The sequence below is a fragment of the Candidatus Borreliella tachyglossi genome, assembly GCF_003076595.1.
Taxonomy (GTDB): domain Bacteria; phylum Spirochaetota; class Spirochaetia; order Borreliales; family Borreliaceae; genus Borrelia; species Borrelia tachyglossi.
The window spans coordinates 532645-557778 of sequence record NZ_CP025785.1 but is presented as its reverse complement, the minus strand read 5'-3'; the positions used below and the strand labels follow the sequence as shown (position 1 = coordinate 557778).

The window sequence follows — 25134 nt, the reverse complement described above, 5'->3', positions numbered from 1 at the left end:
AAAGGAGTATTTTATGAATAATCTTAAAGAAGATCTAAAGAAACACAGCCAACTGATTTTAGGAGCTTGGCAATTTGGTGGCGGATATTTCAAGAAAGTTGAAGAAAGGGAAGTACAAAAAATACTAAGAAAAGCTTATGATTTTGGTATTAAGAATATTGATACTGCAAAAGTTTATGGTCATGGAATTTCAGAAAAATTAATTGGAGAATTTATATCAAAAGATTCAATAAGAGAAAATATTTTACTTGCAAGCAAATGCTATCCAATGAAAATAGAAGAATATAAAAAGAACTTCCAAGAAAGCCTCCAGAATCTCAGAACAGATTACATAGATATTTACTATATACATTGGCCAGAGGAAAATGCTTCTAATTTAAAACCAATAGCAGAATTTCTTGAAGAAATGCGTCATAGGGGAAAAATAAAGTATCTAGGAGTAAGTAACTTTGAAATACAACACATAGAAAGTATAAGCGATGTCTGCAAAATTGATATAAACCAAATAGGATATAATCCCTTATTTAGAAATAAAGAAGACACAATAATACCTTACTGTAAAAAAAATAATATTGCCATTATATCCTATTCAACACTTGCTCAAGGCCTTTTAGCTCGAGAAAATATAAAGAATAAAACCGAGTTTGATGCTATTAGAGTAGAAAAATTAATACTCTTTAGAAAAGAAATTTGGCCACATACTCTTAAAACTCTTCAAAATATTAAAGAAATAGCAACCCAAAATAATATATCAACTTTAAAGTTAACATATGCATGGCTTAAAAGAATTAACTTAGATGGATTCATTGTAGGATTTAGTAAAGAACATCACATAGAATCAAATCACAATGCATTCAAACAAAGTATAAGCGATAAAGCATATCATAAAATGACCAAAATTTTAGATGATTTCAAACGATACACAATCCAATTTCCGAACCTATTTGACAAAAAAATTTAAGATTATCTCTAACTATTAAAGCTATATCTAAAATCTCAAATAGACTTATTAAAATTATCAGAACTATTCTTTGACTAATGTTATATCCAGACTCGGAGACAAAATTACCCAAAGAACAGTTCATACTATCAAAAATGCAAGCATAAGTCCCAAAATACAGGCAGGACAAACACTAAAATAAGTAAGAATTAGTATAGATACAAACATAAATGATAACTTCATCAAGTACCTCTCATAGATAACTTAATATTGAATGACAAAATTCAGTATTATATAGTACTAGCATCAATACATACTGATATCAAGGTAGATACAAAACTACCAAGGCAATCAAAAATTATCTCTTTTAAAAGAATTCCCTAAAATCTTAATTCCTTCAATGGTTAAATACATATTAAAAATAAAATCTACACTTATTAAAGGTAAAACCAAATAAGAATTTCCACCTGTAATTATCAAATTAAATTTTTTATTATAATTCCTCGTCAGTTCATAATAAACGCCTTCTATTAAATACTTATACTGGTATATTACACCACTATTTACGCTAGAGATAGTTGAGACTCCTAGTAACTCTTTTGGCACTGCAAGATTAAAATCCTTTAAAAGATATGCACTCGCAATTAATGCATTAAAATTTGTTAAAGGGCCACTATTAATAAGACCTCCAAATATGCCTTCGCTCCTACTAATAGCAAAAACCGTACAAGCTGTTCCAAGATCTGCTACTAAAGCATTCTCAAGATTATAAATCTCAATGGCTCCAATAAGATTAGCAAAAACATCTGAGCCCAATAAAAATCGACTATTCTTATAAGGATTAAAGCTTAAACTATAATCCAAATCAAATCTAATAAATAAAGGATCCACCTCATAAAGGAAAACAATGACATTAGTCAGCACTTTATCAATCACTGGTACAACACTACTTATAAATACTTTATCAACACGCAAGTCAAATTTCAATTTAAGAAACTCATAAATCTCCTTAAAATTCAAATCATGTCTGGTCTCAAGCTTACAAAATATCTGGATTTGATCAAGTCTATATGATGCAAAAGATATACTTGTGTTTCCAACATCGATTATTAACTGAAACTTATCAACGCTATTCATTCATAATATTCCTAATTATTTCAATATCATCAAATCTTACAAGAATATTTGTATCCTCAGCCTTCTTAGGCGTTATTTTTAAAATTAACATTTTGTCCTCAGAATAATACTTCCATCCATCAGAATATATATAAAACTGAGGATCCGTAAACCAGTTAATATTTCTAAATCTAACCAAAGTGGGATTTTTAATACCTTTAAAAAAGAAATAACCAGGAGAATTTAAACTACGATTAAATTCAAGAGAATAACTAATGTCAGAAACATTATAATTTACAATTTTTGACGCACCATATATCCAACTTCCAATCCCAAGACTTGGAATTAAAGTGAACTTTGGGACATAATCATTATCAACAATGTCAGCATAATAACTTTCATAAGAAACCTGATCAACCCCCGAGTCCATTAAAGAATGGTAAATAGCACTAATAGAAAGTTTCAATATTAAATCATCATTTAACTCATAAGCCACTCTTTTAAGCAACCCAGCAATCTTTAATGTATATTCAAAATCCCAAAATGAGTTATTCTTATCGCTAGGAATATAGGCTTTTCCATTACTAGTCACAAAAAATAAACTAGATATAAAATTGATTAACTCTTCTTTCAACTCCTTGATAGCAAACTTATCATCATTGATTTTTAAAAATATAATATAATTAGATATCACATTATAAGCTTGCATTACATTAAATCCTGAACGCAATATTACTCTTGGATCTCTTAAAATTTTCAATGCCTCATTAAAAATAGAAATATTCTCAGATAAAAAAATCTTCTCCAAGAGAGAAGAATCTTCTTTTAAATACCCTAAAAGCTTATCCGGCTCAAGGGAATTGATAAAAGTTTTATTGACAGATAAATAGGTAAAAAATTTATCAAGCTTTTCTGCATCAACATAGTAACTTGAACTTAAATATGTTAACTTATGTTCATTAAGATTCATTAAAGATTCAAGTTGCAAAAATATCTCTTCATACCCAGGTCTCCTTAAAGACTCAGCTAAGAGATAAACAAATATATCCTCATCAAAAGAATATACATTACCTTTAAGCCACCCTCCCTTTTGGATACTAAAACTTGCCCTACCACTCCATGCATCATAGGCCTTATACCTAAATTCAGCTATCGCTGAATCAAAGGCCTTTCTATCTATCTCTTTAATTGATGAGAATACAACAGGAGAATTTATACCTAAAGAAATTGCTTGCTTAGGATCTTTAAAGACAGATTCCTTTGGCTTCTCAATTCCCTTAACCAAATTACCAATCTGAAAAACTTCTTGAGGACTGATTGAAATCTCTCTATCATTAATCTGGGAGTTTTTTCCCAAAAAAACTTCGAAATAATAATCTTCGCCTTTAATCATAACATTTTCATCAAATAAAATTTTACAATCACGCTCAATTCCATAATTGATTGTCAACTTTTTAGAAAGATTTGAACTAATATTAAGATTATTCTGAGAATCAAACAAAAATAGCAAAAAGATATTATTTTCGAAATAAACATAAAGTTCATTATCCTGAACTTTATAAGACACGGGATAAAGATAAATCTCCCCTTCAGGAATAATAAGCGGACTATCCTTAGATAAACTTATTTTAATCCCCCTTACACTAAGTGTAATATTATCTAGCACATAACTATTATCCTCAATCTTATTATGAACCAATATTTTTAAATCCTTTAACAAAAGCATATTTAAGCTTAAGTTTCTGAACTGAAGAAACATAATACAAACGTATAATATTACACCAATTAATAAATTGAAAAAACTTAAAACCAAATATTTCTTCATATGAATAAATACTAATAATAAAAAATCAAAATAGCAATATTGGTTGTATAAAAGCAAAAAACTTAATAAAATTAATTGAGGTATGTATAAGTAATTTAATAGGAGCAAAAATAAATGAAGATTCCAAAAAATCATATCCCAGGAACAAATCCATACAAATCTCTTCCTAAGAAACCTATTATTGAATCAAACAAGAAAATATCAAAAAAACAAGAACAAATAAATTCAGAAATAATGAGATCTCAAGAAAGAATACTTAAGTTATACATGAGAAGATTGCAAAAAAAAGATCAAATAATGCTTCAAAATTTCATCTTGGAAGAACACAAAGTTGGTTCTAAGATTTTCAATAGCTTGCCAAGAACTTTAAGAGAGATAATCACTATAATGAACTTAGAATCTCTTAAAGTACTACTTAAGAATACAAAAAATCCCTTTAAAAAACTTTATATAAGGTTTTCAACCTGGACACTTACCAAGTTATTCAAATCTCTTGATCACGCAAACACACAAAACAAACATCTAAAAAACATTAAAAAAGGAGAAACTAAAAAGAAGTAAGCTTATACTGTCTTCTGACATACCTACTAATTAATAATAAACTCTAGAATAGAGAAATCATCTCTAAATGTATTATATTTTGATAAATTCAACATATTCTCATAAAGGCGCATTAAAATAAAATCATCTAAGTTATATGAATTCTTTTTAATTATCTCATAAAAATCATCAATAGACATTATTAAATTTTCCTTATTTTCAATCTCATAAACACCATCACTAAAGAGCAAGATGTGTGAAGACTTGCTTAATAAAACCTCACTCTCCTTATAAGAATACACCTCTTCAATTCCCAGAATCATTCCCCTTGACTCTAGGCAAATATTATCTCTCGAACTTAAAACAATAACAGGCGGTGCCCCCGCTGATGCGAACCTAAGCTGTCTTGTTTTTACATTTAGTACGCCATACCACAATGCAATAAACATATCACTTCTAAATTTAACAAAATAATTATTAACATATCTTAAGACTGCTGAAGGACTAATATTACTATTATTCATAACATAAGAGTTAATAACACTTGCAACACTAAGAGACAGCAGTGCTGAACCTATCCCATGACCTGAAATATCTATTAAATATATTGCCAGTTCATCATCACCCAAAAAATAATAATTAAAGAAATCGCCTCCAATTTTTTCTGAGGGAACAAAAATCCAATTGGCACTAAAGAATCCGTTTTGCATCTTCTCAGGCAATAAGCTTTTAACATAATTCCCAGCCGCAATCAATTCACTCTCAAGATATTCTCTACCCTTAAGCATAAGGTCTAAATATTTTTGCCCCTGCTCTATAACCTTATTCTTTTCAATAAAATTACTTATCCTAATACTTAACACTAAGAAATCTAAACTTCTTAAAAAATAATCATCAGCTTCCTCTTCAATAAAAGTCTTAATAATATCTGATCTATTTATCTCAGAAATAACAATAACAGGAACTTTCTTATAAAGACTATTTTTTTTAATACCTCTAAGCAAGTCTAAAATTAATCCTATATCTTTGTCTGAAACAAAATCAAGAATAACTAAATTATAAAAATCATCACGGAGCGACTTAGTAAAAGAATCAAAAGTATCTGTATATATAACACTATATCCTTTTAAAATCAAATATTTTGTAAGTCTTTTACGATAGATCTTATCAGCAGAGAAAATTAATATCCTATACCCATCTTTATGTGAAACCTGTTTACTTGTAAGATTAGGAGATATAACCAAATTTTCAAGCTCAATCTCCGTAAAAGATATTATTGATGAAATTTTAAAAGAAATAGCCTTGAAAAAAGCAATACCAGCATCTTTAATTTCACTGTAATGCATAGAGTGGTCTATTAATTCTAAAGATAAATATAGATAAGAAATCAAATCACATTTCATGCTTCTAATAAGAAATTTGCCCATTCTTAACTCTTCAGAACCCTCAAGTTCACTCTTAAATTTATTAGAAATCTCTAAAGTTAATTCAAGATAATTTGTAATATCATCATAAAAATATCTAGGAGTTTCTTTATAGAGCTCATATGAATAAGTACTAATAAGTAAAAAAATCTTTTCCAATTTTAAATTAAACTCATTTAATATACTAACAGCATTATTATTCATCCAAAATCAACGCAGCCTTTGTAATAGGTAGTAAAATATCATTACCAAAAGCTTTTCTAGAAACTCTAACTATCATCGGGCTTTGTCTTCTTTTATACTCACTACCAGAATAAAGATCTAATACCCTTTTGACCACTTCTTTTCCAAAGGATTTGCAAAGCAATTCTAAGGGCTCACATTCAAGTAAATACCTACTCAATATCTCATCAAGGACTTCATATTCAGGAAGAAAATCACTATCTTTTTGACCCGATCTCAGCTCAGCAGAAGGTTCTTTTAAGAGGATATTAATAGGTATAATGGGTTTTCCTTCTTTCAAATTAATATATTCCGCAAGCTTATAAACATCCCTTTTAAATAAATCGCCAATTAAAGCAATCCCTCCACAAGAGTCACCATAAAGAGTGGAATAGCCAACAGCAATTTCACTCTTATTTCCAGTATTTAGAAGCAAAGAATTATTTGCATTACTATAAGTCATTAAAAAAAGGCCTCTAAGTCTTGCTTGTAAATTTTCCTCAGTAATACCCTTAGTATTAAAATACCCATTAAAAAATTCTAAAGTAACTTTAAAAACTCCCTCAATAGGTATATCAATTAACTTAAATCCCAATTTTTCAGCAAGTTCTTTTGCATCAGAGACAGACCCTTGTGATGAATATCTACTAGGCATAGAAATACCCACAACTTTATGTGTACCCAAAGCAGTACATGCAAGATAAGCAACAAGAGCAGAATCAATACCTCCAGAAATGCCCAAATGAACTTTGTCAAATCCAGAAAGATAAACATATTCCCTCAAGGCGTTTACTATAGCTGAAATAATCTGATCAAAAATTTTATAATCAGAGTCAAGCTCTAAATCATGCAATCCTTCATTCAATAAAATATCTTCTTTAAATTCCTTAGCTTGGCTTATTTTTCCGTACTTGTCCATAAAAAAACTCAGTCCATCAAATACAACAGAATCATGAACTCCATATAAATTGGCATAAGCAATTTCTAACTTATTCTGAATAGCTATTTCTCTAAAAAATTCAAGCCTTAAGTTATTCTTCCCAGAAGCAAAATAAGACTTTGACGGGATTAAAAGATAATCAGTCCTCTTTAAATCCTTATTAAATCCAGATCCAAGTCCTCTAAACAAAAGCTCATCTCTCAAATTCAAAACTGCAACACTTTGACCCTTATAATTAAATAATACTGGAACATCTATTTTTTTGGTTGTCAAGACAAATTCATGATTCCTCACTACCGACACACAGTCTAATAACCTTCCCTCACTAAAATCATAATGTCCAAATACAACACAAAGTCTATCATCAACTTGATTTCTTATAAAATTAAGTCCTTCAAGAGTGCTCTGTAAATATTCTGGCCTATTAAACAAATTTCTATATTCAATACCAGCAACAAATATAAAAGGAAAAATTAAGATATCAACGTTATTCCTCAGAGCATAATCATAATTTTTTTTAAATTCATCCAGAGTTTGCTCAAGTCTTAAACTTCTGTACCTTGTCTGTGCTATACATATTTTCACAAATTAAATAATACGCAATAATGGGAGAAATTACAATAAAACTTAAATCACATTAAGTAATCTTTCAACTCTACCCTTAATATTCATTGGGAGAATTTTAGAATCATATCTTCCGACTACTCCACCTTGTCTGTTTATTAAAAACTTAGTAAAATTCCACTGAATATCTCCCTTAAACTCTTCAGGAGAATTTTCTGTCAAATATCTGTATAGAGGGTGTGCATTCTCGCCATTAACATCAATTTTAGAAAAAATAGGAAAGGATACATTATAAATTGTCTGACAAAATCTTAAAATTTCATGATTCGATCCCGGCTCCTGCAAACCAAACTGATTACAAGGAAATCCTAATATAAAAAGGCCTCTCCGCTTATACATCCTGTAAAGCATCTCCAGATCCTGATATTGATTTGTATAGCTACAGTTGCTTGCCACATTAACAATCAATAATACCTTGCGCATGTAATCTGAAATAGAAATCTCAGGACCTGATGCAAGCCTTACCCTAAAATCATAAATACTCATAAAAACACCCCAATACATTCAAATAAACTTCTAAACACAATTTTAAAGAAATAAATAATATTTTTTATTTTGACAAAAAAATACACATCATAAGTATACAAAATCAAAATATGTGTAAATAGTATACTACATTTATTGAGCAATCAATATTAATTCTTTTAAACCCAATCAAAATGAATCAAATTCTTCACAAATTCTTTAAAGAAAAAATTTGTAAAATATTTTTTTTAAAGATAAAATGCTTTATGAAAGGAGGCTAAAGTGGAAAAGAATGAAAAATCCGAAGAATCTGCAAAGATCAAAGAACTAGAAAATGACAAGCTCCAAAATAAAGACAGTTCAAGTATGGAGAAAAAAATTACTGAATTAGAGCATGAAATTTCCAATATCAAAGATTTATATCTAAGGAAACAGGCAGAATTTGAAAATTTCAGAAAAAGACTTGAAAAAGATAAAGATAATTTTGTCAAATTTGCAAATGAAAACATAATGAAAGACATAATTAACTTTCTTGATAACTTAGAAAGGGCAATAGATTCATCAAAACAATCTAAGGATTTTGAGACTCTATTATCAGGAATTAGTATGATTGAAAGCGAAATACTCTCAAGCTTTGACAAAAAACATAACTTAAAAAAGTTTGGCAAGCCTGGTGAGGATTTCGATCCAAGTCAACATGAAGCAATAAGCATCGAAGGAAAAGAAGGTCTTAGTACACCTGAAATATTAGAAGTATACCAAAAAGGATACTGCTATAACAATCGGGTCTTAAGAACTGCAAAAGTTAAAGTTGCACAAAGCAAAAACTAATATTAGAAATAACAAAAGGAGGCTTTATATGGGAAAAATAATAGGAATTGACCTTGGAACAACAAATTCATGTGTAGCAATAATGGAGCATGGAAAACCTGTTGTAATACAAAACTCAGAAGGTGGAAGAACTACACCATCAATTGTAGCTTATACAATCAAGGGTGAGAGACTTGTGGGTCAGGTTGCAAAGAACCAAATGGTTACAAATCCTGAAAATACCATATATTCAATAAAAAGATTTATGGGAAGAAGGTTTGAAGAGGTTGCAAGTGAAATTAAAATGGTTCCTTACCATGTAGAAAAGGGTCAAAATGGAGATGCGCGCGTAAACATTTCTAACATCAAAAAACAAATGTCACCCCCAGAAATATCAGCTGCAACCCTTACAAAAATGAAAGAAACGGCTGAAGCCTATTTGGGCGAAACAGTTACTGAGGCTGTCATTACTGTTCCAGCTTACTTTAACGATGCACAAAGACAAGCAACAAAAGATGCTGGAAAGATTGCAGGACTTGATGTTAAAAGAATTGTTAACGAACCTACAGCTGCAGCTCTTGCTTATGGAATCGAGAAAAAACATGAAGAAATAGTCGCTGTTTATGACCTTGGTGGGGGGACATTCGATATCTCAATACTTGAACTTGGTGATGGTGTTTTCGAAGTCAAATCAACCAATGGCGACACCCATCTTGGTGGGGATAACTTTGATGATGAAATCATTAAACACTTAATTGCTGAATTTAAAAGAGATAGCGCTATTGACCTCTCAAACGATAAAATGGCTCTTCAAAGACTCAAAGAAGCAGCTGAGAAGGCAAAAATAGAACTATCGGGAGCTCAAGAAGCGTCAATAAATCTTCCATTCATTACAGCAGATGCAAATGGTCCCAAACACCTACAATACACGCTAACAAGAGCAAAATTTGAACAGATGGTAGATCATTTAGTACAAAAAACAAAAGATCCATGTCTTAAGGCTATTAAAGACGCTGGCCTTAAAGCTTCTGACATAAATGAAGTAATACTTGTTGGAGGTTCTACAAGAATCCCAGCTATTCAGAAAATCGTAAAAGAAATATTTGGTCAAGAGCCAAATAAAGGTGTAAACCCTGATGAAGCTGTTGCAATAGGAGCTGCAATTCAAGGTGGTATTTTGACAGGTGAAACTAAAGATATGGTACTCCTTGATGTTACACCGCTTTCACTAGGAATTGAAACCCTTGGGGGTGTTATGACTAAACTAATTGAAAGGAATACTACAATTCCTACCAAAAAGAGTCAAATATTCTCAACGGCGGCAGATAACCAAACTTCTGTAGATATTAAGGTGTTGCAAGGTGAACGTGAAATGGCATCACAAAACAGAGTGCTTGGTAATTTTATTCTTGACGGAATACCATCAGCACCAAGAGGCGTTCCACAAATCGAGGTTAGCTTTGACATTGATGCAAATGGAATAGTGCATGTGTCTGCTAAAGATATGGGAACTGGAAAGGAACAAAAGATTCGAATTGAGTCATCATCAGGCCTATCTGAAAATGAAATCGAGAGAATGGTTAGAGATGCTGAAGCCCATGCTGAGGAGGATAAAAAGCTAAAAGAAAGCATAGAGGCAAAAAACACGGCTAACTCCTTAATTTATCAAACAGAGAAATCTCTCAAAGAACATGGCGACAAGATAACCAGTGAAGACAAGGAATCTATTGAAAATAAAATCAAAGAACTTAAAGATTCACTAGAAAAATCAGATGTATCTTTGATTAAATCAAAAACAGAAGCACTTCAACAAGCTTCTTATAAAATAGCTGAAATGATGTACAAAGATGCTCAAGCTAATGGAGCAAGTCAAGGCAATGCTCAAAACAATGCAGGCAGTGAAAGCAAAGAAGCTGATTACGAAGTTGTTGACGAGGATAAGGGGTAGTGAAAAGAGATTATTATGAAATTTTGGGGCTCTCAAAAGGAGCCTCAAAAGATGAAATAAAGAAAGCATATAGAAAAATAGCAATTAAATATCATCCTGACAAAAATCAGGGGAATAAAGAGTCTGAAGCTCTTTTTAAAGAAGCGACAGAAGCTTATGAGGTCTTAGGAGATGACAATAGGCGTGCTCAATACGATAGGTTTGGACACACTGCTTTTGAAGGCGGTGGCTCAGGATTTGGGGGATTTTCCAGCGGATTCAGTGGATTCTCAGACATTTTTGAAGATTTTGGAGATATCTTTGATTCATTCTTTACTGGAGGACGCGATCAAGAGAGAGGTAGGCAAAATACAAAGGGTAAGGATATAACATACCAGATAGAGATATCACTTGAAGATGCATATTTTGGCTATAAAAATGTTATTAATATCACCAAAGAAAAACTATGTCAGTCTTGCTTTGGTAAAAAATCTGAAAAAGGAACAAGCCCTTCAATATGTAATATGTGCAATGGTAGTGGCCGTGTAATGCAAGGCGGAGGGTTTTTCAGGGTCACAACTACATGTCCAAAATGCCATGGAGATGGGAAAATAATTTCAAATCCATGCAAATCATGCAAAGGACAAGGGAGCTTTAAAAATCAAGAGGCAATTGAACTCAATATACCAGCAGGAATTGATGATTCTCAGCAAATAAAAATGAGAGGGAAAGGTAGTATTAACCCTGATAATCAACAATACGGAGATCTGTACATAAGAGTATCAATAAAACCTCACAGAATTTTCAAAAGAAATGGAAAAGACCTTTACGCAACTCTTCCAATAAGCTTTACTCAAGCAGCACTTGGGAAAGAAATAAATATTAAAACGATAGCAGAAAAAAAAGTTGCAATAAAAATTCCAAAAGGAACAGAAAATAATGAACAAATTATCATTAAAAATGCAGGCATGCCAATACTCCAGACAGAAAAATTCGGGAATCTCATCTTGACTATCAAAATCAAAACCCCTAAAAATCTAAGTTACAATGCCATAAACTTACTGGAAGCTTTAAGCAAGGAAATCAAAGATATCGATGAAGTAAATTTAAATAAAATTTAATATGTATATTACACACGCTAATTCAATAATTGAAAGCATAAAAAACAATAAAGGCTTTGAATTATATATTTCAAAGACAAGTCCAAAGAGCAGAGATATTGAAGAATTAGCTAAGAAATACAACATAAAAATAATAAAAGTTAATGATATTTCTAAAATAATTGGAAACAACAATCACAGGGGTTTTACATTAAAAGTTTCGGGATTTAACAATACAAAAGAACGAAATAAAAATTTAGAAGAATCTTTAGAAGAACTTCAACACAAGAATAATATATTTATCTTAATACTTGATGGGATAGAAGACCCACAAAACCTTGGTGCAATCCTTAGGACATCAGAGCAATTTAGTATTGATCTCGTAATTATTAGTCAGAGACGAAGTGCCAAAGATAACTCAACTGTCTTGCGTACTAGCTCTGGTGCAAGTCAATATGTCAATAAAGTAATAGTCCCAAACATAAATACTGCAATAAAACTTTTAAAAGAAAATGGATTCTGGATATATGCTAGCGATATCAAAGGAGAGGAAATAAATAACATTAAAATAAATGATACCAAAGTTGCCCTTATTATGGGTAATGAAGGCAAAGGAATACACAAACTAAGTAAAGAAAATTCAGATTTTCTGGTAAGAATTCCAACTAGTGGCAAAATAGACTCGTTAAATGTCTCAGTTTCAACAGGAATTTTAATATTTGAAATAAAAAGACAACTTAACCTACTTTAGAATGTCTCCTACCCTCAAGGTAAATAACAATACCGCCTAATAACACAAACATTGCACCTAAATACGAATAAATATCAGGATAGATTCCCAATATAGGAATTGAGAATATCATGGAAAATATCAAGCCAAAATAACTAAAAACAGACACTTGGGAAGAATCACCAATCTTATAAGCCATTGTAGAAAAAAGCTGAGCACCAGTAGCTAAAGCACCAATTAATACCAGCCATAAAATATCCTTTATGCTTGTAGCATTAATAGTCCAAACAAAAAACCAAGGAAGTAGCATAAACAGTCCAACAAAGGATAGATAAAACAAAAATGTAAAAGAATCTATGTCTCTTCCTTTATTTGAATACCCAATCAAAACGTAAGACAACGCAAACAAAAACGCAGATGAAAGGCCTACTAAAAAAGGATAATGATCAATTTCAATATTAGGTCTAAAGATAAAAAGAACACCAAGAAAAGAAAATAAATAAGAAATTGACTTATAAAAACTAAGTTTTTCCTTAAGCCATATTACACCTAAAATAGAGGCAAAAATAGGAAATGTTAAATAAAGAGCTGTAGAATCTGCAGGTGCAAGCAAAGACATAGCATAAAAGATTAAAAATATTGCTACATTGCAAATAATAGATCTCATTATCAAAAATTTTCTATCTTCACATTTACCACAAAAAAGCTTTTTATTTTTACTAAAAGCAAGCACAAAAATCACACAAGGAAATAAATATCTAAAAAATAATTTAGAAAACAAAGAATATTGTGGAACGTACTTAACGAACACAACAAGCAAAGAATAAAAAATCGCATACAAAAGCATATAAAGCATACTAGTTATTCTCTTTCCCATCAACATACTAGTACTCCTAAGGAATAGTTTTATTTAAAAATAATTAATGGAAATATACCAATTAGCCTAAAAAATTCCTAAGTTCAACAGAGGCTATAAACCCTTCAGCAGCAGCCGTAATAGCCTGAGCATAAAGTTTATTACTAACATCTCCACAAGAGAATACTCCCTCAACACTTGTCTTAACAAAGTCTTGAGTCATAATATAGCCACCCTCGTCCAATTCTAAAAATCCCTTTAAAAATTCTGTATTTGGTTTATATCCAATAGCCATAAATATTCCATCTACACTTAATTCAAAAGTAGAATTATCTTTATTATTGATAACCTGAACTCTAGACACTACATTATTTCCACTAACTTCTATAACTTCACAATTATACAAAATCTCAACATTTGACAACTTTTTAACATTTTCCCTTAGCGTAACAATAGCTCGTAAATACTCTTTCCTCACAATAACGTATACCTTTTTTGATAATTTACTTAAATAAAGAGCTTCTGTAATTGCTGTATTACCTCCACCAATTACTGCCACAGTTTTTCCTTTAAAAAGATGCCCATCGCAAATTGCACAAACAGAAATACCCTTATTCCAAAATAAACCTAAATTCTTAAGCGTATCTAGCTTCCTAGGAGACGATCCTACTGCAATAATAACAGCCCTGCTCTTATAAATATAATTATCAGTAGATAGATAAAAAACACCATCTCTTCTCTCTATAAATCTTACAGTCTCAAGATAAGTAGTAGCTCCAAGATTAATCACCTGCTCTCTCATATTTAACATCAATTTTCTCCCATCCACACCATCTTTAAATCCTGGATAATTATAAACTTCTGTAGTTGTTGTAAGCTGCCCACCAGGCTCCGGCCCCTCTAAAACAACTGTTTTATACCCGCTCATAACAGTGTATATTCCAGCTGTAAGTCCAGCAGGTCCTGAGCCAACAATTATTACGTCCTCAATAGAATCTATTTTTGTTCTTAACACCTTCTTATCATTCCGATTTCTTAGATCAAGTGTTTCAAATTTTAACATAAATATCTATAAACCTCTCTTTAAATTTAAAATACACTACTAAATAAATTGTTAACATACAAGCTTATTCTAACAGCATATTAATGCAAAAAATACTCAGACTCATTTAAAATCTTATCAAGATTAATCTCTAGAACAGAGCATGGAACAGTGATTCCAAAATTGCTTAGTATATAAGGAGACACCTCACCAAAGCTACCTACACTGAAGCCATTTATTATAATATCCGCTCCTCTTCCAACTATATAAAGTGTTGCATACGCCTCTTTTAGTTTAAATTCAATGTTTAAATAATAAAAAAGAGATGAAACTAAGGAACTAATTTCATTAAATGAAAATTCTTTATCAGCCATCATAAATGCCAAATTATCATAAGTAACAGTGCCATCAATACTCCCTGAGTCCTTTAAAGCTACTTTACCAATCTCAAAAATTTTATGTGGATAAGGAAAATTAGAACTAATACTCTCAGATTTAAGCAAATCAGGAACTATTGAGCCTCTAATATACTCATAATTTTCTGTCATTGGATTAGACACACTTAAAAGTTCATTACCTTTAATATTCATCTTTTCAATAAAATCTTTCCCAGAACCTAGATAATTATAAATCATCTCCTGAAATCCCATTCCAATCATTAAATTTCTAATCTTTCTTGAAAATTCCTCTACCCTACTAAGTTTGCCTAGAGTAAAATTTTTGGGAAGCTCTGCCTTAAAACTACCCAGACCTTCTCCTATCATTATTTCTTCAATAACATCTACTTCATGAAGAAAGTCATTCCTGTAAACAGGAGGAATAACACAAATTTTATCTACTTCCTTAGAATAAGCAGACACCCCTAATTTTTTCAAATCAAGACACATATCATTTGCTGTTAATTTGCTACCAAGCATTCTATTAACGCTATCAACACTGACCTTTAGAATATCTTGAAAATAATAAGGACAAATTATTTCCTTCCCAAATAAAGTCTCTTTAGGAAAAACGGTCTTTACTGGTAAAATTTCAAAACCCATATCATACAAATCGCAAGCAACAACCGATAAAGACAATAGAGTAGCCTCAATATTAATACCTGTAACTTCAATAAACAAATCAGTATCACCTACCTTTAAAGCCCCAATATCATGAGAATTAATTATTGGAGGGAAAGAGAGAACCTTATCCTTATTGTCCAATAATAAAGGATACCTATTAAAATCTTTAAGAATTGATGAATATTCTATTCCCTTAGGGTGCCTCTCATTGATCTCTAAAATAGACATTTCAGTATCCATGCCTAAAGGAATAAATTTATAGTCAGAGTTGCAAACAATATAATTTACTGGAAACTCAATAGAAGCTGATGAATATATTCCCATTGCAACTCTTTTGCGCTTTTGTCCATAATTATGGCATAGCTTTTCCTGCAACTGAATTAACGTTTCAAGCATTCTATCATCTTTAACCATCCCTTTCGCCAAAAATCCAAAAACAAAAGGCCTAATACTAAACACCTCAGGACTAACCAAAATTTCACCATAGGATTCCTGAAAATTACCCTCACTTGAAAAAAATCCAAACGAAGGTAACCTACCAAAAAGATATGCCTTAATTTGACGCACAAGTCCTGCACAAGACCATAAATCCGGCCTATTTGTATCATTAAATTCAATTTTTATTTTATCATCAAGCTTATCAAATTCATCAATTTCAGCTTTAGTTACCTCAAGAATAGACTCAAGCTCAGCATCAGTCAAGTTCTTTCCTATTTTTTCTAATAGAACACTTCTATAAACTTCAACCTTTGGCATTTACTTTCCCCGCCTTAATACAACATTCCCAATATCATGAGTAAAGAGCTCCCGTAAATCACTTAAACCTAAATGCATTAAAGCCATTCTGTCAATACCAATACCCCAAGCAATAACTGGCACATCAATTCCAAAAGGCTTTGTAACCTCTGGTCTAAAAATACCGCTCCCACCTAACTCAAACCAACCAAGCACAGGATGTTTTACATGTACTTCAATTGAAGGTTCTGTAAATGGAAAATATGCAGGAACATACTTAATCTCAGTAGCACCAGCTAATTCCTTAGCAAAAATTTCAAGAAGACCAAGTAAAGTTTTAATATTAATATCCTCACCAATAACGATTCCTTCTGTTTGATAAAAATCAGCTCCATGAGTAGCATCAACTTGATCATACCTAAAACATCTAGCAATTCCAAAATATTTACCAGGATTTTTTGCATCAATTAATTGCTTTACTGAAAGAACTGTACCTTGAGTTCTTAAAACCAATCTTTTTGCAATACTATCACTAAAATTATATCTCCAACCTCTCGAACCTGTAGTGTAACCATTCTCATGAGCGGACTTAACATTAGAGAAATAAGGCTCCGGTAAAGATTGTAGTGTATTTGGTTCCTCAATATAATAAACATCCCTTACATCACGTGCAGGATGAAATTGAGGCATAAAAAGAGCATCATTATTAAAAAATTCTGTTTCTACCAAAGGACCATCAAACTCTTCAAACCCGAGACTTACAAGTTTATCCTTAACCTTAGCAATATAATCCGAATACGGGTTCCCACGACCAATAAAGGTTTTATTTGGTGGAATATGAACATTATAAGCTCTAAAACTCCTACTCTCATAAGACTTGTTTTTCAACATCTCAGGAGTCAACTTTACAATCTCATCGCCTGTTAGATTATGCCTTATAAGTTCAGATTTTACTTCTAATCCAAACTCAGATAATTCAAATTTTAAATCCAGTCTGTCTATTTTCTTAAATAACACATCACTAGCGCCTTTTTTCTTAGAAACACTAGCAATAACAGACAGTTCCTCTTTCACTAAATTATCTTCTAAAAGATCTCCGTCCCTAGCTCTTTCAAGCAATTTTTTAACTATTTTGTAACTAGCATACTTTTCTAAATCTTTAGCAACAATTTCCTTACCATACCCCAAAGAGAGAACTCCCTCTCTAGATAAACTGCCAAATGCCTTACCAACATCTACAACATCAATCCCTAATTCTGATGATAAATTGGCAACCAAAACTGTTTTCCTAGATATAAGATCGATTATCTTCTCTTCAATCAAACCATTCTCCAAAGCATCAAGACCTTTTGTAGTTAGACGATAAAAAACATTAACCTTTCTAAAAACTTCACTAATAATACTTTTAGAGGAAAGCCATTCAATTGTTTTATTCGATTGTCCCTCATTGTACAATAAGTCTTCAATAAGTCTTAAGGAGAAAATTTCATCATCCTTTTTATAATTTAAAATCACTTTTATCTCAAGAGGATGCAATGTCTTTACTATCTCAAGCCCACTCTTCATTAAATCATTCCTTTAATCATCGCTTTTACTGCTAATTCCAAGTTCCAAGATAAGCTCAACTTCTCCAACAGATAATTTAGTAGCCCGTGAAATCTCTGAAGCACTCCAACCCTGTCTCATAAGCTTAAGAACAGAATCTCTAACTATCTCATTATTAAGGCCGACATTATCCTTATACTTAGAATCTGTTTTTACAAGAATTCCAAGAGTTTTTATTCTCTCTTCCGCAGCAACATTTAAGTTTTCTAATCTTGTCTCAGATTTGGCAACTCTTTCTCTTATACTTCTAGTATGTTCTAACTTACTCTCAATATCAGCTAGCATTTCTTTAAGGGATTGAGCATTACTTAGCACTTCTTGTGATAAATTCTTATTTACTAATAGCTCTGCTATTATGATTCTCAGTTCACCAAGACTCTGATGAAATTCAGAGCTCTCTTTAGATAAAAATTGCATTCTATTCTCTATTTCACTTATTAAATCAAAATTTTTATCAACAGACTCTATTGTAGATTTTAATATGCTCTCTTTGTTGCTAATCCTATCGTAATTATCAAGAATATTATTTTGATCTTTCCTTATTTCCTTAAGTTTAGTTTTGTAAATCTGCATCTCATCATAAGATTCTATAAATTTCTTATATCGGTCTTTAAAGGAACCGTAAAATTCAAGGAATTGCTCAAAATCTTCCTTAACACCTTTAATATCTGTCTGGTGCACTTTTAAATCATTAAATACCTCAACAATATCTGATGATTGATCTTTAATGGATTTAATTTCTCTATTAATATTTTCAAAGTCATTTTTATACCCTTGAACAAGATTTATTTCCTTCGTTAAAGTTTGCCATAACTCTTCTAATTTATCCTTGAAAGCATAAGCTTCGCTAAGAAGCTCATTATTTCTCACAATTTCATCCTCAAACTTCTTAAAATTTTCAATCTGAGCACTTATGGTAGCATAACGACTCTCAAGTTCTTCTCTCAAATCAGCTTTGTAGACAATTAAACTATTCCTAATCTCATCAACAAAATGATTAAGCTCACTATCATAATCCGCTACCTTCAACTTAAACTGTGATATATTATCATCAACACCTTGAAGCATTGCCTTATATGTGCCTTTAAGCTCAGCTTCTATACTATCCAATTGAACCTTAAAACTATCTTTTATGGTCTTGATCTTTTCTTCTGAATAACCCAAACTATTCTTAAGCTCATTTTCAAATAAAACATATGTATGCTTCATAGAACTTGCAAAAGATTCATAATTTTCCCTAATTGTTCTCTCAATATCAACTCTATACTCATTAACTCTATCAGCAATCTTTAAAACATCATCTTGCATCACTTCAACCCTAGACTTAACACTATCTTTATCATCTAAAAACCTACTCACAAGCTCTTGCTTTTCTGTCTCAAGTCTAGAAACTATTAGACTAAATTCATCTTCTAATTTCTGATTAGCTTCAACTATTTTATCTTCAATATCTTTTTGCTGACTTAAAAACCTAATCTCCACCTGTGTTGCAATCTCTTCAATATGCGAATTCATCTTATCATCTAGAGATTCAATCTTAGAAACCATGTAATTCTCAATCTTTAAAGCTCTACCCTCAAATTCATCTGAGATACTCTTCAAGTTAAGGCAAGAGCTATTTTCAAACTCCCTAATGTCATTATACAAATTACCAAAAATTTCTTTTGTCCTCTGCTCAACACTGTCTTTAATCACTTCCAATCTATTCTCAATATCAGAAACATCACTTTCAATTGTCTTTACGCTTCTCTCGGCAATGCTTGCTCTCTCTTCAAATGCTTTATAAGCGCTCTCTTGCCAATCCTTCATGTCATCCTTAACTTTTAAAAACCAAAAGTCAACATTACTTTGACGATCATCTATAAATTCAATAAATTCGTCTATGCGCTTAGCAACACTAATCTCTATTGAGGATATCTTATTCTCTGCGTCTCTTTTCCTAATATCACATTCCTTACTAAATTCTGAGTAAAAATTTTTTTTATTAAGTATGAGTTCCTGCTCAATTTCAACCTTAAAATTATTCATCAAGGTTGCTTTATCTTCCAAGCCCTTAATTATATCCCTTTCTACACTATCGATTCTCTGATCTGCTGCGGTCATAAAATTTTCCAAAGAAGTTTTTAAATACTCATCCCTGTTTTTTAAATCTTTAAAAAAATCCTCTTCAAGAAGTTTTAGATGTGATGACACACTTTGATAAGAATCTTCTTTAAGTCTTATTACGTCTTTTTCAATACCATTTAAACTTAATTTAAGTTCACCAAGATTTTCAAATTGCCCCTTAATAGTTCTGGTCATACTTTCATTTGAACTAGTAAGTTCTTCCCTTAAGTCAGAAATGCATGAATTTAATCTATTCGCCATATCAAGATGCATTTTGGTGTACTTACTCTCAAGTTCAGTATATTTGCTTGAAATCACGCCATCAATATAACTAGCATTCTCATCAATTTTACTCTCTATTAATAACTGCTTCTCATTATATTTACTCTCAAGTTCAGTATATTGAAAATCAAGAGTTTTGTTTAGTTCATGATGATATTTGCCAATTTTATCTTTTAAATCCTTTTCTATATCCGTAAAAGTTTTCTCGACTAACATAAGAGAAGATATTTTTTCCTTAACTTCATGCTCATATTTTGCAATCTCTTCGTCAATTGAAACATGCGCCTTCATTATATACGAATCAAATTGAGATTTCATTTCCTTTTCAATATCAGATTTAATTATACCTAATTGATAATTTATTTTATCGTTATTCTCTTGTATCCTTGCCCTTAAACCCTCTTCAAATTCTAGAATTTCTTTCGATCTTTTTTCTATTGTCTCAAAACTACGATCCATCTCATACTTTTTTAGCCTCAAATTTTCATCATTATCTGTTGCCATCTTATCTATTTCATCTCTAATCTTTGAAACAACATCTTCGCTCTCCATTAAAAATGTTGAATATCTTCCCTCAAGATTATTCTCAATAATTTTAAATCTCTCTTTATAAAGATCATTTAAAAACTCAGATTTATCTTCAATGTTATTCTTAAGTTCATTAATTATCTCTAAAAACCGTTCCCTAAGTTGAGCAACATCATTATCTATGATCCTTTTGTAATCAACTGCCTCTTCTCGTCTCAATTTATACTGCTGTTCAATTTCTTCCAAAAATCTACTAATTCTTAACTCTTCTTTGTCTACTAGATCTTTAATCTTAATTTCAAAATTTTCAACTTGATACTTGGATACATCAAAAGATACTTTAAAATTAGCTAAATTTTCATCCATATTCTTGCTAAGAATATCTAGTTTGTCTGTCAATCTCCTAGTTATATTTTCAATCTCATATACTATTTCATTCTCTAATTTATTTGAAAGAGCTTCTGAATATCCTCTAGCATTAGATATTACCTCATTATATTTATCATTAATTTCCTTATTTACATCATTAAATCTTACATTAAGAGAATCAAGAGTAACATCAATATTTGCCTGAAATGAAGTAATATCTGTCCTTTTATCCTGCAACAAGCTATCAACTTCCTTAACAAACTCTTCCGATTTTTCTAAAACTGTAGCAAATTTCTTAGATAAGCTTTCCTCAAGCTCTTTAGTATCCGCATCAAAATGATTCATAATATTTTTCAGAAGTTCATCCGAATATATGTTCCCTTGATTTCTAAACTCATCTATTTTCTCAAGATAATAACTCTCAAGTCCCTCAACAGTAGTTTTCAGATCCTTAACCTTTAAAGCTATTTCAGAATTTATTGAGTTCATATCAACTTTCCCTGACGATAATACATTCTCAACATTAACTGCTATCTCACTTAATTTTCCTTGCCAATCATTAAGTTTATTATCTACCTCACTATTCAGAATATCTTTTCTATTTAAAATGTCTTCAGATATTTTATTTAGAAAATTGTCTATCTGCTTCTGATTATCTATCTTAATTTCAGACACTTTTTGCAACCTAGTTGCAATAAATCCATCAAGGTCTGACCTAAAATTATTTAAAACATCTTCACACTCAAGTTTGAAGTCCTTAAGCTTATAATCAAACTCCTCTATTTTATTTTTAATTAACTCCTCTTTATCAGAAAATCCCTCATTAAGCCCATTAAGCATCATAATAACCTTATCATGGATTATCTCTGCTTGATTATCAATAAATTCCTTAACTCCTGATAAAGTCTCATCACTCTTCGTATACGAGATATCCCTTAGCTCTTTATACTTTTCTAATACTGAATTTTCAAAATCCTCCGTTTTTGATGAAACATATTCAAGTCTCTCGCTAACATCTTTTTCTAAAGACTCTACTTTTGAAGAAGCTGATAAAAGGAATTCTTCACTTGAAATTTTAATATCAAGTAAAGATTTATTTAAAGCAATAAGCTCATCTTTCCAATCACCGTGCATATCCATTGCCTTCTTTTGAATATGCTCTGAGAGTTCCTTGAAAATATTTTCACTAAGCTCTTTTCCTTTTGCCCTTTGAACCTCAATCAAAATTAAAAATTCTTCATTGGTTTTATTCAAATGAGATTCAATATTCTCTAAATTAGATTTAGCCTCCTGCTGCCAATGTTCGTACTGCAATTTAATAGATTCCATCTGACTAACAAATTCACCTATATCCCCACTGTAAGTACTCTTTAAATTAGACACCTCATTGCTAACATCATCACTTATTCGTATAAAATTGGATTCAAAATCTCTCCTTAAAATCTCAAAATCTTGAGTCAATAAATCATTTAAAGACCTTATTTCTTCTTCTAATTTTTGACTAGTAACTTCAAATTTTTGATAGTCCGAATTTGACTTCTCAGAGACGATATTAAACTTTTCACTATATTTAATATTAAAATCATCAATATCACTCTCAAGTTTATCTGCAATATTTTTATACTTGCTATCCATTTGAATCTCAAGCTCACTACTTTTCAAATTTAAAGATTCTAAAAGAACTTCATATTTTGAATTAATGCTACCATCTAAATATGAATAATTATTAACAAGCCTCTCATTAATTTCTTTAAGATCTGAATATAAGCCACTATCTAACTTGGAAATCTTGTCATGAATATCTGCACTAATACCTGAAAGTCTCGATTCCAGTTTACCTCCAATATCATTCATTTTTGAATACACACTCTCGCTAAACTGGTTAATATCATCTTTAACTTTCTCCTTAAATTCAACATATATCTTATTAGAATCCTTTTCAAGATCGCCAAGCAATGTCTTAACATCACTTTGTACACTCTCCATCCTAGAATTAGCATCTTCCAAACTAAGATCTATTCTCTCTCTTATATCCTTATTAAACTGATTTATCTTATTATCATATTCTTTGTAAACATCCCCAACATTAGATTCAATTTGCAATCTAAATTGATCAAAAATGTCTGCAACTTGTTCTTCATACTGTCTTATTTCTTGCTTTATAGTCTCCTCGATAGAATTAAGCCTAGAATACGCATTATCCTTAAAAACAGAACTTACAGAAGAGATTTCATTGTCTATCAATATCAATTTATCTTCGAGTTTATCTCTCATTTGAATAGAGCGCTCATCAACATACATAAAGACTTCGTCAAATTTTACCTGTAGCTCTTCATTCAGTCTAGTTAAAATAAAATCTTTCTTATCATTAATCTGAGTTTTAACTCTCTCAACGATAAGCTCAATAGAATTTTCTATTGATTTATATTTATCTTCGTAAATAACAAAAGAATCTTCTATTGATTTATTGTAATTGTTAATACTAGATTCAACCTTAGACAGAAACTTATTAAATTCTCCCTCAAGCTTATCATTGCCCTTATCTAAAATTTCCATCTTTCTTTCTTCAAGGTTTACCACAGACTCCTGATAAGACATAAGTTCCTTATCTAGACTACTCATTCTCAAATTAAGGTCTTTAATGGTACTATCGAATTTATCCCAGCTCTCAACCTTAATTGCCTCAAGATTATCCTTATTTGTCTTATCAAATTTTTCAAAAACGGAATTCAACCTAGAATCAATAGAATCAATCTGAGTATTAAATCCCCTCAAAGTTTTTGAAAGCTTATCTACGATTTTTCCATCAACTTGAAGTCTTTGTATATTATCTTGAACTTTAAGAGCCATGTCATCCAGCTCCTTAAGCATAGAATCGTGATAGGAAATTTTCTTCTCGACTTCTGCAAAATCATTACTTTTATTTTTAATCTTCTGCTGGACTTCATCTATTTTTTTTATAATCTCTATACTAGAGCGTTGATACGCTTCCATGTCAACAGCAAGATTATTGATTTCTTTTGTTTTCTCATCAATAAAATCTTCAAGGTTGTCCTTAGCAATATCAATAAATTTTTTAATCTTATCTAAAGCCCTTGAACGTCTATCATACTGTCGATAGACCAATAAAACTATAAAAACTAATAAAAGATTAACCAAAATGGTTACAAAATCTATCATAAAATATTTTACCCATACTCTATATATTCAAAAGTATATATTCTTGCAAGTCTTTATAATTACTAAAAATAAAATCACACTTCACATCACCAAACAATCTTTTCTTACAAAAATAAGCTGTTCTCATCAAAACATTGTTAGCACCTAAAATATCATATTCATAAGAATTCCCAACATACAAAACATGCTGATGATTGATACCCAACTCATCTGTAATTCTTAAAAAGGCCATCTTATTTGGCTTTAAGTAACCGGTATCTTCTGAGGAATAAAGAATATCCCAAAAACTATCCTTAATACCCAACAAATTGCTTAAACGAGTTGCAATCGGAAAATCTGACATCACGCCCAATTTTACTCCCCTAGATTTAAGAGAATAAATCAAATTATGAACGCCAGAATACGGTTTTAGACTTCTAAATTTATTTCCAAAAGTCTCCCCATAATATATTTTATTTAATAAAAATTCACATCTATCCTTATTAAACCCTAAATAATTAGCAAGCATTTCAACTTGCGTAGACATTAACTCATCTCTATTAGAAGGAACACTCCTTCCACTTTGAAAAACCCTTATTTCCTTTCTCACCCTTTTAAAAGCCAAGAAAAACCTAATATTTCTTAAAAATTCAGGTAACATCAATAAATTCATCCCAATCTCAGGATAAAGAGTCCCATCAAGATCAAATACTACAGCCTTTATCATA

At 30.9% G+C, this 25134-nt stretch carries 17 protein-coding genes; 6 read left to right on the top strand and 11 right to left on the bottom strand.

From position 1 onward, the window contains the following. Positions 1-13: 13 nt before the first annotated feature. Positions 14-961, top strand: a complete 948-nt coding sequence (locus CR532_RS02760; RefSeq protein WP_108729296.1) for an aldo/keto reductase — start codon at positions 14-16, stop codon at positions 959-961. Positions 962-1291: 330 nt separating this feature from the next. Here the strand turns inward: CR532_RS02760 and CR532_RS02755 are convergent, their stop codons facing one another. Both CR532_RS02755 and CR532_RS02750 read right to left on the bottom strand, forming a co-directional pair. Next, positions 1292-2077 carry a type III pantothenate kinase gene (locus tag CR532_RS02755; protein ID WP_108729295.1) on the bottom strand — a complete coding sequence of 262 codons (786 nt, stop codon included), beginning with the start codon at positions 2075-2077 and terminating at the stop codon, positions 1292-1294. After that, a complete protein-coding gene (locus CR532_RS02750) occupies positions 2070-3881 on the bottom strand; it encodes a hypothetical protein (protein WP_108729624.1) in 1812 nt (603 codons plus the stop codon). The genes CR532_RS02755 and CR532_RS02750 overlap by 8 nt, the downstream gene beginning before the upstream one ends. Positions 3882-3995: 114 nt before the next feature. Here CR532_RS02750 and CR532_RS02745 point away from each other — a divergent pair, with 114 nt between their 5' ends. Further along, positions 3996-4442 (top strand): hypothetical protein, encoded by a 447-nt coding sequence (locus tag CR532_RS02745; protein ID WP_108729294.1) that lies wholly within the window; start codon positions 3996-3998, stop codon positions 4440-4442. 26 nt (positions 4443-4468) lie between these two features. On the opposite strand, the gene CR532_RS02740 is transcribed toward CR532_RS02745, so the two are convergent. From CR532_RS02740 to CR532_RS02730, 3 genes are read right to left on the bottom strand one after another with little or no spacing between them, the layout of a single operon-like run. Continuing rightward, positions 4469-6049: a PP2C family protein-serine/threonine phosphatase gene (locus tag CR532_RS02740; protein ID WP_108729293.1), complete on the bottom strand. Its 1581-nt coding sequence runs from the start codon at positions 6047-6049 to the stop codon at positions 4469-4471. After that, complete coding sequence (gene nadE / locus CR532_RS02735; protein WP_108729292.1) at positions 6042-7592, bottom strand: NAD(+) synthase; 1551 nt, start codon at positions 7590-7592, stop codon at positions 6042-6044. The genes CR532_RS02740 and nadE overlap by 8 nt, the downstream gene beginning before the upstream one ends. Positions 7593-7634: 42 nt before the next feature. Beyond that, on the bottom strand, positions 7635-8117 hold the full coding sequence (locus CR532_RS02730; protein ID WP_108729291.1) for a glutathione peroxidase: 483 nt from the start codon (positions 8115-8117) through the stop codon (positions 7635-7637). Between the two features lie 297 nt (positions 8118-8414). Between CR532_RS02730 and CR532_RS02725 the strand changes: the two genes are divergently transcribed. The 4 genes from CR532_RS02725 to rlmB are packed head-to-tail and all read left to right on the top strand — an operon-like array spanning position 8415 to position 12684. Then, the gene (locus tag CR532_RS02725; protein WP_375537738.1) at positions 8415-8927 is read left to right on the top strand and encodes a nucleotide exchange factor GrpE; all 513 of its coding nucleotides are present in this window, start codon (positions 8415-8417) and stop codon (positions 8925-8927) included. A gap of 28 nt (positions 8928-8955) precedes the next feature. Beyond that, entirely contained in the window at positions 8956-10854 is a 1899-nt protein-coding gene (gene dnaK, locus CR532_RS02720) for a molecular chaperone DnaK (RefSeq protein WP_159076630.1), read from the top strand. Continuing rightward, complete coding sequence (gene dnaJ, locus CR532_RS02715; RefSeq protein ID WP_108729288.1) at positions 10854-11954, top strand: molecular chaperone DnaJ; 1101 nt, start codon at positions 10854-10856, stop codon at positions 11952-11954. The genes dnaK and dnaJ overlap by 1 nt, the downstream gene beginning before the upstream one ends. A gap of 1 nt (position 11955) precedes the next feature. After that, positions 11956-12684 carry a 23S rRNA (guanosine(2251)-2'-O)-methyltransferase RlmB gene (gene rlmB, locus CR532_RS02710; RefSeq protein WP_108729287.1) on the top strand — a complete coding sequence of 243 codons (729 nt, stop codon included), beginning with the start codon at positions 11956-11958 and terminating at the stop codon, positions 12682-12684. On the opposite strand, the gene CR532_RS02705 is transcribed toward rlmB, so the two are convergent. The 6 genes from CR532_RS02705 to CR532_RS02680 all read right to left on the bottom strand — a co-directional run bounded on the left by CR532_RS02705 (position 12671) and on the right by CR532_RS02680 (position 25133). Next, complete coding sequence (locus CR532_RS02705) at positions 12671-13546, bottom strand: DMT family transporter (RefSeq protein ID WP_108729286.1); 876 nt, start codon at positions 13544-13546, stop codon at positions 12671-12673. The two genes, rlmB and CR532_RS02705, sit on opposite strands and share 14 nt — an antisense overlap. A 55-nt stretch (positions 13547-13601) precedes the next feature. Then, entirely contained in the window at positions 13602-14582 is a 981-nt protein-coding gene (gene trxB / locus CR532_RS02700; protein ID WP_108729285.1) for a thioredoxin-disulfide reductase, read from the bottom strand. 80 nt (positions 14583-14662) lie between these two features. Next, a complete protein-coding gene (gene pheT / locus CR532_RS02695; protein ID WP_108729284.1) occupies positions 14663-16378 on the bottom strand; it encodes a phenylalanine--tRNA ligase subunit beta in 1716 nt (571 codons plus the stop codon). Continuing rightward, the gene (pheS, locus tag CR532_RS02690) at positions 16379-17923 is read right to left on the bottom strand and encodes a phenylalanine--tRNA ligase subunit alpha (RefSeq protein WP_108729283.1); all 1545 of its coding nucleotides are present in this window, start codon (positions 17921-17923) and stop codon (positions 16379-16381) included. It abuts the gene before it with no gap. 12 nt (positions 17924-17935) lie between these two features. Further along, the gene (locus CR532_RS02685; RefSeq protein WP_108729282.1) at positions 17936-24427 is read right to left on the bottom strand and encodes a SpiroCoCo family coiled-coil protein; all 6492 of its coding nucleotides are present in this window, start codon (positions 24425-24427) and stop codon (positions 17936-17938) included. Between the two features lie 19 nt (positions 24428-24446). Next, positions 24447-25133: an HAD family hydrolase gene (locus CR532_RS02680; protein WP_108729281.1), complete on the bottom strand. Its 687-nt coding sequence runs from the start codon at positions 25131-25133 to the stop codon at positions 24447-24449. Position 25134 lies beyond the last annotated feature (1 nt).

What these genes read in the sequence shown, in the direction of transcription:
- CR532_RS02685 (WP_108729282.1), bottom strand. Translation starts at nt 24,427, where the DNA reads ATGATAGATTTTGTAACCATTTTGGTTAATCTTTTATTAGTTTTTATA.
- CR532_RS02750 (WP_108729624.1), bottom strand. Translation starts at nt 3,881, where the DNA reads ATGAAGAAATATTTGGTTTTAAGTTTTTTCAATTTATTAATTGGTGTA.
- CR532_RS02730 (WP_108729291.1), bottom strand. Translation starts at nt 8,117, where the DNA reads ATGAGTATTTATGATTTTAGGGTAAGGCTTGCATCAGGTCCTGAGATT.
- pheT (WP_108729284.1), bottom strand. Translation starts at nt 16,378, where the DNA reads ATGCCAAAGGTTGAAGTTTATAGAAGTGTTCTATTAGAAAAAATAGGA.
- trxB (WP_108729285.1), bottom strand. Translation starts at nt 14,582, where the DNA reads ATGTTAAAATTTGAAACACTTGATCTAAGAAATCGGAATGATAAGAAG.
- dnaK (WP_159076630.1), top strand. Translation starts at nt 8,956, where the DNA reads ATGGGAAAAATAATAGGAATTGACCTTGGAACAACAAATTCATGTGTA.
- rlmB (WP_108729287.1), top strand. Translation starts at nt 11,956, where the DNA reads ATGTATATTACACACGCTAATTCAATAATTGAAAGCATAAAAAACAAT.
- CR532_RS02680 (WP_108729281.1), bottom strand. Translation starts at nt 25,133, where the DNA reads ATGATAAAGGCTGTAGTATTTGATCTTGATGGGACTCTTTATCCTGAG.
- CR532_RS02745 (WP_108729294.1), top strand. Translation starts at nt 3,996, where the DNA reads ATGAAGATTCCAAAAAATCATATCCCAGGAACAAATCCATACAAATCT.
- CR532_RS02740 (WP_108729293.1), bottom strand. Translation starts at nt 6,049, where the DNA reads ATGAATAATAATGCTGTTAGTATATTAAATGAGTTTAATTTAAAATTG.
- CR532_RS02760 (WP_108729296.1), top strand. Translation starts at nt 14, where the DNA reads ATGAATAATCTTAAAGAAGATCTAAAGAAACACAGCCAACTGATTTTA.
- CR532_RS02705 (WP_108729286.1), bottom strand. Translation starts at nt 13,546, where the DNA reads ATGTTGATGGGAAAGAGAATAACTAGTATGCTTTATATGCTTTTGTAT.
- CR532_RS02755 (WP_108729295.1), bottom strand. Translation starts at nt 2,077, where the DNA reads ATGAATAGCGTTGATAAGTTTCAGTTAATAATCGATGTTGGAAACACA.
- pheS (WP_108729283.1), bottom strand. Translation starts at nt 17,923, where the DNA reads ATGAAGAGTGGGCTTGAGATAGTAAAGACATTGCATCCTCTTGAGATA.